We start from the raw sequence: 14,459 nt of genomic DNA, 5'->3' as shown, positions 1-14,459 counted from the left end.
CACGAGGGGAAGGCTGGGATGGGGTGTTGGTTTTGCGCATGGCAGCGTTGCCATTAAAACCCCCTCCCGACCTCCCCCTTCGCAGGGGGAGGAGAAAGTCTTACTTCTGTAATGTTTTCAACGCGGCTACGCAGCGATCGACCACCCCTTCAAACTTATGATCGATATTTACGCGCAACACATCCGGCTCATCTTCGCCCGGTTCTTCGAGCGCATCGAACTGGCTTCTCAGTAAATCCGTCGGCATGAAATGCCCGGCGCGTGCTTTCAGGCGTTCGGCAATCACGTCAAAACTGCCTTTCATGTAGATGAAGACCATGCCTTCGTTGTCTTTTCGCAGCGCGTCGCGGTAGCGGCGTTTCAGCGCGGAACAGACGATCACACCGGTTTCATTTTTATGGCGGAGGCTGTAAGCCGCGTCATTCAGACGTAATAACCACGGCGCACGATCGTCGTCATTGAGCGGCGTACCGCTGGCCATCTTTTGAATATTTGCGCGGGGATGAAGATCATCACCGTCGATGAATTTTGCGTTAATTTCACGGGCCAGTGCCGCGCCGACGGTGGATTTACCGCTGCCTGACACGCCCATCAGAATGATGCTTTGTCCTGCCATAAGTATGATCTCTATCCCAAAATGAACATTTCGACTGCGTAGTGAGTCCTAATATTAGCATGTTACCGGTATCATGATACCGGTAACAAATGGAGATGTGACTAATATCACAAAGGAATGCACTGCTGTTTTAGCGGTCGCGGTCTGTACCCGTTGCACTGTTAATTCCTACAACATGTTGAAAATTAAAAACAATGCGTCACCCCACCTGGCCACGATGCCACGATGCCACGGTGACCGCATGAGGGGAAGAATATGCCAATAGTTATTGTAGCGGTGGGCGTTGCACTGCTGTTGTTACTGATGATCCGATTTAAGCTGAACGGCTTTATCGCGCTGATTCTGGTCGCGCTGGCGGTCGGGATTATGCAGGGTATGCCGGTCGATAAAGTCATTACATCGATTAAAAACGGGGTAGGCGGAACGCTGGGCAGCCTGGCGCTGATCATGGGCTTCGGGGCCATGCTCGGTAAAATGCTGGCGGATTGCGGCGGTGCGCAACGTATCGCAACGACGCTGATCGCCAAATTTGGCCGTGAGCACATTCAGTGGGCCATCGTGCTGACCGGTTTTATCGTCGGTTTTGCGCTGTTCTATGAAGTCGGCTTCGTACTGATGCTGCCGCTGGTCTTCACCGTTGCCGCGGCGGCGCGTTTGCCCCTGTTGTACGTCGGTGTGCCGATGGCTGCCGCGTTATCCGTAACCCACGGCTTCCTGCCGCCGCACCCTGGTCCGACGGCAATCGCGACCATTTTCCATGCGGATATGGGGAAAACCTTGCTGTACGGTTCGCTGCTGGCGGTGCCAACGGTGATTCTGGCGGGGCCGGTGTTTGCGCGCTTCCTGAAAGGTATCGATAAACCGGTTCCGGAAGGTCTTTTCAATCCGAAAACCTTTACCGAAGAAGAGATGCCAAGCTTTGGCGTGAGCGTCGCGACGTCTCTGGTGCCGGTGATTCTGATGGCATTCCGCGCCGTTTGCGAAATGATCCTGCCGAAAGGCCATCCGGTTCTGGCTTACGCTGAATTCTTCGGTGACCCGGTGATGGCAACGCTTATCGCGGTGCTGATCGCCATCTTCACCTTCGGCCTGAACCGTGGGCGTAAGATGGAAGACGTCATGGCAACCGTGACCGATTCGATCAAAATCATCGCGATGATGCTGTTAATTATCGGCGGTGGCGGTGCGTTCAAACAGGTTCTGGTCGACAGCGGTATTGAGAAATATATTGCAGCCCTGATGGATGGCAGCAACTTATCCCCGATCCTGCTGGCCTGGTCTATTGCCGCCGTTTTACGTCTCGCGCTGGGTTCCGCAACCGTTGCGGCGATCACGGCAGGCGGTATCGCGGCACCGTTGATTGCGACCACCGGCGTCAGCCCTGAACTGATGGTGATTGCGGTCGGTTCCGGCAGCGTGATTTTCTCGCACGTTAATGACCCGGGCTTCTGGTTGTTCAAGGAATACTTCAACCTGAGCATCGTCGAAACCTTCAAATCCTGGTCCGTGCTGGAAACCATCATTTCCCTGTGCGGTCTGGCAGGCTGCATGTTGCTGTCGATGGTGGTTTGATTAACTGCTGCAGTTATAAAAAAGGCGAGCCACCGGGCTCGCCTTTGTTTGCAGGCATCTGAATATGCCGCCGCATTACGCGAAAACGACTTTCAAGGTGCCGGTGGCTTGCCGGGACTCAGCGATAACGATTTGTACATCCCGGCCTAACTTATTAAGACATTCAATCATCTTCGCTTCGCTGATCCCACGGAACTGACCACGAAGCAATGCAGATACTTTCGGTTGAGTCATGCCAAAAAGTTTCGCGGCCGCAGCCTGGGTCAGACGTCGGTTTTGCATGAGCTCTCCAATTTTCTGAGCAAGCTGAGCTTTAACCAGCATTTCTTCTGCATCGGGTAAGTCGATGTCGGCGTAAACATTCCCGCTGCTGATTTCAACTTCAATTGGGTCTTTCATTTTAATATCCCCTAAATCTTCAAATACGCCCTGATCCCATCTAAGAACATCTGCGTTGAAAGCATGACCAGAATCAGGCCCATCAGGCGTTCGAGGGCGCTCACGCCTTTGTCGCCGAGCAGGCGCAGGAACAGATTGGATAGCAGCAGGATCCCCATCGATAAACCCCAGGCGATGAACAGGGCCAGCGTGAGATGGCTCATCTGATTCGGATACTGGTGCGAAAGCAGCATCAGCGTGGCGAGAATCGACGGCCCGGCGACCAGCGGGATCGCCATCGGCACGAGGAACGGCTCTTCACCGGCAGGCAGGCCGCTGCTGCTTTTCTCTTCCGACGGGAAAATCATTTTGATGGCAATCAGAAACAGAATGATACCGCCGGAAATCGACACGGTTTCGGTACGCAAATTCAGAAACGACAGAATTTTTTCCCCGGCGAACAGGAAAATCAGCATCAGGATCAGGGCAATCAGCATTTCGCGGATCAGCACCACGCGGCGGCGTTTCGGATCAAGATGTTTTAATACCGACATAAAAATCGGTAAGTTGCCCAGCGGATCCATAATTAAAAACAGCAAAATGGTTGCTGAAATCATTTCGGTCATGACTACCTCAGAATGATGAAATTCGGGTTAAAAACGCGTGTTATAAGCTGTGCTGCTATTAATGGCGGCACTATTGATTAAATTCACTTGCCACTTTTAGTACATTTTGTAAGGTGGTAGACCAGCGCGTTAACAGAGCATGGCGCATCATAAAAAGGCGCCAACGTAGTGCAAACGCGCATTAAGCTTTTTAAGCCGTTATCACCCTCAGGGCAGGACAGATATTATGAAAAATGTAGGTTTCGTTGGCTGGCGTGGAATGGTCGGTTCTGTACTCATGCAACGCATGATTGAAGAACGCGATTTCGACGCTATCCGTCCGGTATTCTTCTCCACCTCTCAGCACGGTCAGGCCGCGCCTTCTTTCACGGGCCAGTCTGGAACCTTGCAGGATGCCTATGATCTGGACGCACTGAGTGCGCTGGACATTATCATCACCTGTCAGGGCGGCGATTATACCAATGAAATCTACCCGAAGCTGCGTGAAATCGGTTGGTCTGGTTACTGGATTGACGCAGCATCCTCTCTGAGAATGGAAGATGACGCGATAATCATCCTCGATCCGGTGAACAGCGCGGTTATTCATCAGGGTATCGACAACGGGATCAAAACCTTTGTGGGCGGTAACTGTACCGTCAGCCTGATGCTGATGTCCCTCGGCGGTTTGTTCGCCAATGATCTGATTGAATGGGCGTCTGTTGCGACCTATCAGGCAGCTTCCGGCGGCGGCGCGCGCCATATGCGTGAACTGCTGACCCAAATGGGTATGCTGCATAACAGCGTGGCGAAAGAGCTGGAAAACCCGGCTTCTGCCATTCTGGATATCGAACGTAAAGTGACGGCGCTGACCCGCAGTGGCACGCTGCCGGCCGACAACTTTGGTGTTCCGCTGGCGGGTGGACTGATTCCGTGGATCGACAAACAGCTCGATAACGGCCAGACCAAAGAAGAGTGGAAAGGTCAGGCGGAAACCAACAAAATTCTCGGCACGTCCAGCATTATTCCGGTGGATGGCCTGTGCGTCCGCATCGGTGCGCTGCGTTGCCACAGCCAGGCGTTCACGCTGAAACTGAAAAAAGACGTGTCGATTCCTGAAATCGAACAAATGCTGGCATCGCACAACGACTGGGTTCGCGTCATTCCGAACGACCGCGAACTGTCTATGCGTGAACTGACGCCTGCGGCAGTGACCGGCACCATGAATACGCCGGTGGGTCGTCTGCGTAAACTGAATATGGGCCCGCAATATCTGTCTGCGTTTACCGTCGGTGACCAACTGCTGTGGGGTGCGGCAGAGCCATTGCGTCGCATGTTACGTATTCTGCTGTAACGGCATCACTGCCATGATTTACGCCCAACGGGACACCAGCACGGTGTCCCGTTTTTATTTCTATCATCAATCACTTCACTGCCTATCCGCATTTTCCCAGCGCAACTCTCTGAATTTCATTTTGCGAAAAATTCATCGGTTTCTGGCCGCTGATTTACCGAACCTTTGTCTATGCTTAGTAGAAGACCTCTGCCTCTTTGAGAAGCAGAAACAGAAACTTATTTGTAAATTGTGAACACAAGAGCCATCACGCATTTTTTGGTAAATCGAAATCTCACCAGATCACAAAGTGAAAAGAAAAATTGGAGCACACTGGGGTTACGTTTCGTATTGAATACCTGAATGATTTTATTGATTTAATTAATCATAGGACGAAATACATGTCTGTACTTCCCGATCAGCACGTCATTAATCAAATTATCTCTGGCCATTACGCTGATCCTTTTTCTCTTTTGGGAATGCATTCCGTCAGTGCCGGGCTGGAAGTTCGTGCGCTGTTGCCGGATGCCGATCAGGTCTGGGTCATTGATGTAGAAAAAGGTAAGCAGGTCGCTGAACTGCGTCGTTATGACGATCGCGGTTTTTTCGTCGGCCTTATTCCCCGTCGTAAAAGTGCTTTCCGCTACAAGCTGGAAGTGCGCTGGGGCGACACACTCCATGTGATTGACGACCCGTATCGCTTCGGCACGTTGTTGCAGGAACTAGATATCTGGTTGCTGTCGGAAGGGACACATCTGCGGCCCTACGAAAAACTCGGCGCGCATCCGCAAACGCTCGATGATGTCGATGGTGTCAGTTTTGCCGTCTGGGCACCGAACGCGACGCGTATTTCCGTCGTGGGTGAATTCAACTTCTGGGATGGCCGTCGCCATCCGATGCGTCAGCGCCGTGAAAACGGCATCTGGGAGCTGTTCATTCCGGCCGTCCAGGAAGGTCAGTTGTATAAATTCGAAATTATCGATTGTCGCGGCAATGTCAGTCTGCGCGCTGATCCGTATGCGTTCGAAGCTCAGATGCGCCCGGATACCGCTTCTTGCGTGAGGAAAATTCCGGACGTTGTGCCTTTTTCAGAAACCAGAAAGAAAGCTAACGCGCTGAATCAGCCGGTTTCCGTGTACGAAGTGCACTTAGGTTCGTGGCGTCGTCATACCGACGATAACTTCTGGCTGAGCTACGGCGAGCTGGCGGAGCAACTGGTGTCTTACGCCAAATGGATGGGCTTCACGCACATTGAGCTGATGCCGGTCAACGAGCATCCGTTCGATGGCAGCTGGGGTTATCAGCCGCTGGGAATGTACGCGCCGACCCGCCGGTTCGGTACGCCGATGGATTTCAAAGCGTTTGTCGACGCCGCGCATGACGCGGGTCTTAACGTGATCCTCGACTGGGTGCCGGGGCATTTCCCGAGCGATTCCTATGGGCTGGCGGAATTCGACGGCACCGCCCTGTATGAATATGCTGATCCGCGTGAAGGCTATCATCAGGACTGGAACACGCTGATTTATAACTATGGCCGCCACGAAGTGCGCAACTATCTGGCGGGGAATGGTTTTTACTGGATTGAGCGTTTTGGCATCGACGGCCTGCGTGTCGATGCGGTGGCGTCGATGATTTACCGTGATTACAGCCGCAAACCTGGTGAGTGGATCCCAAACTATTACGGTGGCCGTGAAAATCTCGAAGCGATTTCCTTCCTGAAATACACCAACCAGACCATCGGACGCGAGCTGGGTGGCGCGGTCACGCTGGCGGAAGAATCCACGGATTATCCCGGCGTCACCATGCCGCCGGACGCCAACGGGCTGGGCTTCCATTACAAATGGAATCTGGGCTGGATGCATGATTCGCTCCAATACATGCAGCTTGATCCGGTTCACCGCAAATACCACCACAATCTCATGACGTTCGGCGTGCTTTACGCCTACAGCGAGAACTTTATCCTGCCGCTTTCGCATGATGAAGTGGTCCACGGCAAGAAATCCCTGCTCGACAGAATGCCCGGCGATACCTGGCAGAAATTCGCCAACCTGCGTGCCTATTACGCTTACATGTGGGCACATCCGGGCAAGAAATTGTTGTTCATGGGCGGTGAATTTGCCCAGGGGCGAGAGTGGAATTTCAACGCCAGCCTCGACTGGCATCTGCTTGACGACCCGACCGGCTGGCACAGCGGTGTGCAACATCTGGTGCGTGATTTGAATCTGACGTATCAGGCCAACGCGCCGTTGTATGAGCTCGATTACAACCCGCGTGGCTTCGAATGGCTGGTGGTCGATGACCACGAGAATTCGATTTTTGCCTTTGCGCGCCGCGATGAAAATGGCGGTGAGATTATTGTCATCAGCAATTTCACGCCGGTTCCGCGCGAACACTACCGTATCGGCATCAGCCGTCCGGGGCGTTATCACGAAATTCTCAATACCGATTCGCACTTCTACCGTGGCAGCAACGTTGGCAACGGCGGTGACGTTTACAGTGAAAACATCGGCCATCATCAACGTGAACATTCGATCAGCGTCACCATTCCGCCGCTGGCGACCATTTATTTGCGAAGAGAAGAGGCGTAATGAAACAGCTCGAAACCGGTCAGGCCTGGCCTTTTGGCCCACATCTCAGAGATAACGGCGTTAATTTTTGCCTGTACTCCGCGCATGCGGAAAAAGTGGCGTTATGTCTTTTTGATGAAACCGGCAGCGAGCAGCATCTGTCTTTACCGGGCCGGACCGGCAATCTGTGGCACGGATTTTTGCCCGAGGCGAAAGCCGGGTTGCGCTACGGTTATCGCGTTTACGGGCCTTTTGATCCGCAAAAGGGCCATCGTTTTAATCCAAAAAAAGTGCTGATTGACCCCAGCGCGCGGGCGATTGATGGCGTGCTTCTCGATAACGCCCGGTTCACTGGCGGAAAGGATGCGCCAGACGATAAGGATAGCGCGGTCGTGGCACCGAAATCGGTGGTCGTCGCCGGGAAGTTTGAGTGGGAAGACGATAAACCACCCGCCACGCCGTGGGGCGAAACCGTGATTTACGAAGCGCATGTGCGCGGGCTGACGCGCCGGCATCCGCACATTCCGGCGGCGATCCGCGGCACTTACGCCGGGCTTGCGCATCCGGTCATGCTCGAATATTTGCAGCATCTGGGCGTCACGGCCATTGAGTTATTGCCGGTTCAGCATCATGCCGATGAGCCGCGCCTGCAACGCCTCGGCCTGCGTAATTACTGGGGCTACAACGTGCTGGCACCCTGTGCAGTTGAGCAAAGTTATGCCAGCGGGCTGGGCGGCGTATCGGCGCTGAGCGAATTCAAATCCGCGGTGAAAGCGCTGCATCAGGCCGGGATAGAAGTGATCCTCGACGTGGTGTTCAACCACAGCGCAGAGCTGGATATCGACGGGCCGTTTATTTCGTTTCGCGGTATCGACAATGCCAGCTGGTACTGGCTCAACGACGACGGGTCGGATAACAACATGACCGGTTGCGGTAACGCGATGCGTCTGACAGAGGACGAAGTGATTGCGTGGACGCTCGATTGCCTGCATTACTGGGTGCGTGAATGCCACGTTGACGGTTTTCGTTTTGACTTAGCGACTCTTTTGGGCAGAACGCCGGAGTTCACAGCGCAATCGCCGCTGTTTGAGGCCATTAAGCAGGACGCCGTGCTTTCGCAATGCAAATTGATTGCTGAACCCTGGGACATCGGCACCGGCGGCTATCAGCTCGGGAATTTCCCGGCACCCTTCGCCGAATGGAGCGACACCTGGCGAGATGAAATGCGTCAGTTCTGGCTGCACGGTGATATCTCAATCGGGCAGTTTGCAGGCCGTTTCGCGGCGTCGGCGGACAAATTCAATCCCGCGCAGCGTGAACCTTACGCCAGCATCAACATGCTGACCGCGCACGACGGCTTTACGCTGCGTGATTTAGTGAGTTTTAACCAGAAACATAACCAGGCCAACGGCGAGGAAAACCGTGACGGGCATAACGAAAATTTCAGCCAAAACCACGGCGAGGAAGGGCTGGAAGTGTCTGCTGAAGTCTTGCAGCAGCGTCGTCTCAGCCAGCGTGCTTTGCTGGCGACGCTGTTTCTGTCACAGGGTACGCCGATGTTGCTGGCCGGTGACGAGCAGGGTAACAGCCAGCAGGGAAACAACAACGCCTATTGCCAGGACAACCCGCTGACCTGGCTTGACTGGGAAAATGCCGACGAAGGCCTGACGGCTTATGTCTCCGCGCTGATTGCGCTGCGCCGGAAAATTCCTGCGCTGACGCAAAACCGGTGGTGGCAGGACGGCGGTGATGACGTGCAATGGTTGAATCAGCAGGGGCAACCGATGAGCTCTGGCGACTGGGAGCAGGGGCCGCAGCAATGGCTGCAAATCTGCCTGTCACGGCGCTGGTTGTTGATCGTGAATGCCTCATTGCATGAAGTTGAACTGCAGCTGCCGCCGGGAAACTGGCAGCCGGTTGCGCCGTTCAATAGCGTGCTTTTTGATGAGGAACCCCGGCGCGTCATGGAAGGCTCGCAATGGCGGGCAGCAGCAAAAACCCTCTGTGTCCTACAAGATTTTGCTCCACAGAGCCGGTAACTATAAAAAGAAGGAGTCAGATATGGCGACATTAGATAATCGGGACCCGGTTATGCTGGCGCGACAATTGCCGCTAAAATCCGTGGCGTTGATTCTGGCCGGGGGACGAGGTTCAAGACTGAAAGATTTGACCTCTACCCGGGCAAAACCCGCCGTTCACTTTGGCGGGAAATTCCGCATCATTGATTTTGCCCTGTCGAATTGCCTGAATTCAGGGATCCGCCGCATCGGCGTGATCACACAATATCAGTCGCATACGCTGGTTCAGCACATCCAGCGCGGCTGGTCCTTCCTCAATGAAGAAATGAACGAGTTTGTAGATTTACTCCCGGCCCAGCAACGCCACAGCACTGAACACTGGTACAAGGGCACCGCCGATGCTGTGTATCAGAATCTGGATATTATCCGCCGCTATAACGCCGAATTTGTGGTGATTCTGGCTGGGGATCATATCTACAAAATGGACTACTCGCGGATGCTCATTGACCATGTGCAGAAGGGAGGAGAATGTACTGTCGCCTGTCTCGAAGTGCCAATTTCGCAAGCCAGTGAATTTGGCGTGATGGGCGTGACCGAAGATTACCAGATCACCAGTTTCGTCGAAAAACCCAAAGATCCCCCCGCGATGCCGGGCAACCCGGATGTGGCGCTGGCGAGCATGGGCATCTACATTTTTAATGCAGACTATTTGTTCCGGATGCTCGAAGAAGACATGGCGAGCGAGGAATCCAGCCATGATTTCGGCAAAGACCTGATCCCTAAACTGACCCGTCAGGGTGTCGCTCGCGCGCATCCCTTCGGGTTGTCCTGTGTGACGCAAAACGATGAATCAACGCCGTACTGGCGTGATGTGGGGACGCTCGATGCCTACTGGCGTGCCAATCTGGATCTGGCATCTGTTATGCCGGAGCTGGATATGTACGACCGCAACTGGCCCATCCGCACGCACATGGAACCCTTGCCGCCTGCCAAATTTGTGCAAGACCGGTCGGGCAGCCATGGCATGACCATGAACTCGCTGGTGGCCGGCGGGTGTATTGTTTCCGGTTCGGTGGTGGTGCATTCCGTGTTGTTCCCGCGGGTGCGCATCAACTCTTTCTGCAATATTGATTCGACGATTATTTTGCCGGATGTGAATGTGGGACGTTCATGCCGTTTACGCAAATGTGTGATTGACCGTGCCTGCCAGATCCCGGAAGGCATGGTGATTGGTGAGAATGCCGATGAAGACAGCCGTCGTTTTTACCGTTCGGAAGATGGCGTTGTACTGGTGACGCGCGCGATGCTGGCGAAACTATAAACACACGTTAGAGAGCAGTATTTTTCGTCATCCCGGTGAACGCCGGGGTGACCGGGATAATCAGGAGCGCGAATGCAGGTTTTACATGTTTGTTCCGAGCTGTTTCCGCTGTTAAAAACGGGTGGACTGGCGGATGTCGCGGGGGCGTTGCCCGCCGCTCAGATCGCTGAAGGCGCTGACGTCCGCGTACTTATTCCGGCTTTCCCCGATATCAAAAAAGGGTTGGGAGAGACCAAAGTCGTTTGCACGCTGGCGACGTTTGCCGGACATGTCACCCTTTCACTGGGCTTCTTCGACGGCGTGGGTATTTACATCATTGATGTGCCCGGTTTGTACGACCGTCCCGGAAGCCCTTATCACGATCAATCGTCTTTCGCTTATGCGGATAACCATCGTCGTTTTGCCCTGCTGAGCTGGATGGCGTGTGAACTGGCGCTGGGCTTTGACCCGCACTGGCAGCCGAATATAGTGCATTCTCATGACTGGCACGCCGGGCTGGCATCGGCGTATATCCGCGCCCGCCATGCGCCGGTGCGCACCGTCTTTACCGTACACAATCTGGCGTTTCAGGGGCTGTTCGGCGGGCACCATCTCGATGAGCTTTATATCCCGCGCGAATTCTTCCAGATGCACGGGCTGGAATTCTACGGCCAGATTTCCTATCTGAAAGCCGGGCTGTTTTACTCCGACCATGTGACGACCGTCAGCCCGACGTACGCCAAAGAAATTACCCGTCCGGAATTTGGTTATGGCATGGAATCTCTGCTAAGGGAACGTGAAATGCAGGGGCGTCTGACCGGTATTCTCAACGGCGTCGATGAAGCGATCTGGCAGCCGCGCGATGACGTCCTGCTTTCTGCCCGTTATGACGCCGACGATTTGCGCTCCAAGGCCATCAATAAAGCCTATCTGCAACGGGCGATGGGGCTGGATGTTGACGATTCGCGGCTGGTTTTTGCCGTGGTCAGCCGACTAACCAGCCAGAAAGGGCTGGATCTGGTGCTGGAAGCATTGCCCGATTTGCTCGAACGTGGCGGCCAGCTGGCGCTGCTGGGCGCGGGCGATGCGGTGTTGCAACAGGCATTCCTGGCGGCGGCGGCCGACAATCCGGGGCAGGTCGGCGTTCAGCTCGGTTATCACGAAGCGTTCTCCCACCGCATCATCGGTGGCGCTGACGTGATCATGGTGCCGAGCCGGTTCGAACCTTGCGGATTAACCCAACTTTATGGACTGAAATACGGCACGTTGCCGCTGGTGCGCCGGACCGGTGGGCTGGCGGATACGGTCGTGGATTGTGCGCTGGAAAATCTGGCCGACGGAACGGCCAGTGGTTTTGTCTTTGAAGAAGCAACGGGGAAATCGCTGGGAAATGCGATCCGCCGGGCCTTTGTTTTGTGGAGCCGTCCTAAGCACTGGCGACACGTGCAACAACACGCCATGGGTATTGATTTCGGCTGGAAGGTGGCAGCGCAGGAATATCTCACGCTGTACAACCGTCTGTTGTCCTGAACCCTGAACATAGCTCACCAGATCGGGAATGTAACGTTATGACTTCACCGTTTAATTACAACTCACCGACAGTCAGTGTCGAAGCGCTAAAACACTCTATTGCCTATAAATTGATGTTTATTATCGGCAAAGATCCTTCCATTGCCACGCAACATGACTGGCTGAATGCCACCTTGTTTGCGGTGCGCGATCGTATGGTGGAACGCTGGCTGCGCTCCAACCGGGCACAAACCTCGCAGGACGTACGGCAGGTTTATTATCTGTCGATGGAGTTTCTGATTGGACGTACTCTCTCCAATGCGCTGCTGGCGATGGGCATTTATGATGACCTCAAAAGCGCGCTCGATGAAATGGGTTTTGATCTCGAAGAACTGATCGGCGAAGAGAATGACCCCGGTTTAGGCAACGGCGGTCTGGGGCGTCTGGCGGCCTGTTTCCTCGATTCGCTGGCCACGCTGGCACTGCCTGGGCGCGGTTACGGCATCCGCTATGAATACGGCATGTTCGCGCAAAACATCGTGAACGGTGAGCAAAAAGAATCGCCGGATTACTGGCTGGAATACGGTAACCCGTGGGAGTTCCAGCGCTACAACACCCGTTATAAAGTGCGTTTCGGTGGACGCGTGCAGCATGAGGGTGTGAAAACGCGCTGGCTGGAAACGGAAGAAGTTATCGCCTGCGCTTACGATCAGGTGATTCCCGGCTACGATACCGACGCCACCAACACGCTCCGGCTGTGGGGCGCGCAGGCCAGTAACGAAATTAATTTGGGTAAATTCAATCAGGGCGATTACTTCGCGGCGGTGGAAGATAAAAACCATTCCGAGAACGTATCGCGCGTCTTGTACCCGGATGATTCTACCTATTCAGGACGTGAGCTGCGTCTGCGTCAGGAGTATTTCCTGGTGTCGGCGACCGTGCAGGACATTCTCAACCGCCATTACACCACGCACCATACTTATGACAATCTGGCCGACAAAATTGCCATTCACCTCAACGACACGCACCCGGTGCTGTCGATTCCTGAGCTGATGCGGCTGCTGATCGACGAGCATAAATTCGAGTGGAAAGACGCGTGGGAAACTGTGTGTCGGGTGTTCTCTTACACTAATCACACGCTGATGAGCGAAGCGCTGGAAACCTGGCCGGTGGACATGATCGGCAAGATCCTGCCACGTCATCTCGAAATTATTTTTCAGATTAACGATCACTTCCTCAAAGAAGTCGCGGAACAGATCCCTGGCGATAATGGCCTGTTGTCGCGCGTGTCTATTATTGATGAAGCGAACGGACGTAAAGTGCGGATGGCCTGGCTGGCGGTGATTGCCAGCCATAAAGTGAACGGCGTATCTGCGCTGCATTCCGATCTGATGGTGCAGTCGCTGTTTGCCGATTTCGCGCATATTTACCCGGATCGTTTTTGCAATAAAACCAACGGTGTGACGCCACGTCGCTGGCTGGCGCTGGCCAATAAACCGCTGTCGGCGGTCATTGATGACGCCATCGGCCAGACCTGGCGTTCTGATCTCAGCCAGCTTGCCGAGCTGAAACAGAATCTGGATTACGAGAGTTTTCTGCAGGCGATCCGCAAAGCCAAGCTGGATAACAAAAAACGGCTGGCGCTGTTTATCGCTCAGAAACTGAATATTGTTGTCGATCCGAAAAGCCTGTTCGATGTGCAGATTAAACGTATCCACGAATACAAGCGCCAGCTGATGAACGTGCTGCACGTTATCACGCGATATAACCGCATTTTGGAAGAGCCGGATGCAAGCTGGGTGCCGCGCACGGTGATTTTCGCCGGTAAAGCGGCGTCGGCGTATTACGCGGCGAAACAGATTATCCGGCTGATCAATGACGTGGCGGCGGTGATCAACAACGATCCGCGTATCGGCAATAAACTGAAGGTCGTTTTTATTCCGAACTACAGCGTCAGTCTGGCGCAAATGATCATTCCGGCGGCCGATCTTTCCGAGCAAATCTCGCTGGCGGGGACTGAAGCATCGGGAACCAGTAACATGAAATTTGCGTTAAACGGTGCGCTGACAATCGGCACGCTGGACGGCGCGAACGTCGAAATGCTCGAGCACGTGGGCGAGGAAAATATCTTTATCTTCGGCAATACCACGCCACAAGTCGAAGAACTGCGACAAAAAGGCTACAACCCGCATACGTACTTTGAGCAGGACGCCGAACTGCACCAGGTGCTGACGCAAATCGCCACCGGTGTATTCAGTCCGGGAGAACCAAAGCGTTACACGAATCTGTTCGATACGCTGGTCAATCTGGGTGACCACTATCAGGTGCTGGCGGATTACCGCAGTTACGTCGATACGCAGGATAAAGTCGACGATCTGTATAAACTGCCGGAAGAGTGGACGCGGCGCACGCTGCACAACATCGCCAATATGGGATATTTCTCGTCAGACCGTACGATTCAGGAATACGCGGATGAGATCTGGAACATTAAGCCGGTGAAGTTATAAGAATACTGAAGAAAGACGGGAAGGGTGTTTTGGCTCCTCCCCCTGCGAAGGGGGAGG

Annotated in this window: 10 protein-coding genes; 7 read left to right on the top strand and 3 right to left on the bottom strand. The window is 54.1% G+C overall.

The window, feature by feature from the left end; translation table 11 throughout:
• Nucleotides 1-100: 100 nt before the first annotated feature.
• Nucleotides 101-616, bottom strand: coding sequence for a gluconokinase (locus tag ACM5QY_RS03420; RefSeq protein WP_416119206.1), 516 nt, complete (start codon nt 614-616; stop codon nt 101-103).
• Nucleotides 617-871: 255 nt separating this feature from the next.
• On the opposite strand from ACM5QY_RS03420, the gene gntT reads away from it, so the two are divergent.
• Nucleotides 872-2,188, top strand: a complete 1,317-nt coding sequence (gene gntT, locus ACM5QY_RS03415) for a gluconate transporter (RefSeq protein WP_416119205.1) — start codon at nt 872-874, stop codon at nt 2,186-2,188.
• Between the two features lie 75 nt (nt 2,189-2,263).
• Here gntT and ACM5QY_RS03410 read toward each other — a convergent pair whose 3' ends face one another.
• Complete coding sequence (locus tag ACM5QY_RS03410) at nt 2,264-2,587, bottom strand: helix-turn-helix domain-containing protein (protein ID WP_416119204.1); 324 nt, start codon at nt 2,585-2,587, stop codon at nt 2,264-2,266.
• Between the two features lie 11 nt (nt 2,588-2,598).
• Complete coding sequence (locus ACM5QY_RS03405) at nt 2,599-3,192, bottom strand: YhgN family NAAT transporter (protein WP_104923699.1); 594 nt, start codon at nt 3,190-3,192, stop codon at nt 2,599-2,601.
• 226 nt (nt 3,193-3,418) lie between these two features.
• Here ACM5QY_RS03405 and asd point away from each other — a divergent pair, with 226 nt between their 5' ends.
• The 6 genes from asd to glgP all read left to right on the top strand — a co-directional run bounded on the left by asd (nt 3,419) and on the right by glgP (nt 14,402).
• Nucleotides 3,419-4,522: an aspartate-semialdehyde dehydrogenase gene (gene asd / locus ACM5QY_RS03400; RefSeq protein WP_416119203.1), complete on the top strand. Its 1,104-nt coding sequence runs from the start codon at nt 3,419-3,421 to the stop codon at nt 4,520-4,522.
• A 380-nt stretch (nt 4,523-4,902) separates the two neighbouring features.
• On the top strand, nt 4,903-7,089 hold the full coding sequence (glgB, locus tag ACM5QY_RS03395; RefSeq protein ID WP_416119202.1) for a 1,4-alpha-glucan branching protein GlgB: 2,187 nt from the start codon (nt 4,903-4,905) through the stop codon (nt 7,087-7,089).
• Nucleotides 7,089-9,107, top strand: coding sequence for a glycogen debranching protein GlgX (gene glgX, locus ACM5QY_RS03390; protein ID WP_416119201.1), 2,019 nt, complete (start codon nt 7,089-7,091; stop codon nt 9,105-9,107). Before glgB ends, glgX begins: the two co-directional genes overlap by 1 nt.
• Nucleotides 9,108-9,129: 22 nt before the next feature.
• Nucleotides 9,130-10,407 (top strand): glucose-1-phosphate adenylyltransferase, encoded by a 1,278-nt coding sequence (gene glgC / locus ACM5QY_RS03385; protein WP_416119200.1) that lies wholly within the window; start codon nt 9,130-9,132, stop codon nt 10,405-10,407.
• A gap of 72 nt (nt 10,408-10,479) precedes the next feature.
• Complete coding sequence (glgA, locus tag ACM5QY_RS03380) at nt 10,480-11,916, top strand: glycogen synthase GlgA (protein WP_416119199.1); 1,437 nt, start codon at nt 10,480-10,482, stop codon at nt 11,914-11,916.
• A 38-nt stretch (nt 11,917-11,954) separates the two neighbouring features.
• Nucleotides 11,955-14,402 carry a glycogen phosphorylase gene (gene glgP, locus ACM5QY_RS03375; RefSeq protein WP_416119198.1) on the top strand — a complete coding sequence of 816 codons (2,448 nt, stop codon included), beginning with the start codon at nt 11,955-11,957 and terminating at the stop codon, nt 14,400-14,402.
• Nucleotides 14,403-14,459 lie beyond the last annotated feature (57 nt).

The sequence above is a fragment of the Rahnella sp. PCH160 genome, from assembly GCF_047784855.1.
Classification (GTDB): domain Bacteria; phylum Pseudomonadota; class Gammaproteobacteria; order Enterobacterales; family Enterobacteriaceae; genus Rahnella.
This window is presented reverse-complemented; position numbering and strand designations above follow the sequence as displayed.

Coding starts and splice junctions, on each gene's coding strand:
- ACM5QY_RS03420 (WP_416119206.1), bottom strand. CDS start 616: ATGGCAGGACAAAGCATCATTCTGATGGGCGTGTCAGGCAGCGGTAAA.
- gntT (WP_416119205.1), top strand. CDS start 872: ATGCCAATAGTTATTGTAGCGGTGGGCGTTGCACTGCTGTTGTTACTG.
- ACM5QY_RS03410 (WP_416119204.1), bottom strand. CDS start 2,587: ATGAAAGACCCAATTGAAGTTGAAATCAGCAGCGGGAATGTTTACGCC.
- ACM5QY_RS03405 (WP_104923699.1), bottom strand. CDS start 3,192: ATGACCGAAATGATTTCAGCAACCATTTTGCTGTTTTTAATTATGGAT.
- asd (WP_416119203.1), top strand. CDS start 3,419: ATGAAAAATGTAGGTTTCGTTGGCTGGCGTGGAATGGTCGGTTCTGTA.
- glgB (WP_416119202.1), top strand. CDS start 4,903: ATGTCTGTACTTCCCGATCAGCACGTCATTAATCAAATTATCTCTGGC.
- glgX (WP_416119201.1), top strand. CDS start 7,089: ATGAAACAGCTCGAAACCGGTCAGGCCTGGCCTTTTGGCCCACATCTC.
- glgC (WP_416119200.1), top strand. CDS start 9,130: ATGGCGACATTAGATAATCGGGACCCGGTTATGCTGGCGCGACAATTG.
- glgA (WP_416119199.1), top strand. CDS start 10,480: ATGCAGGTTTTACATGTTTGTTCCGAGCTGTTTCCGCTGTTAAAAACG.
- glgP (WP_416119198.1), top strand. CDS start 11,955: ATGACTTCACCGTTTAATTACAACTCACCGACAGTCAGTGTCGAAGCG.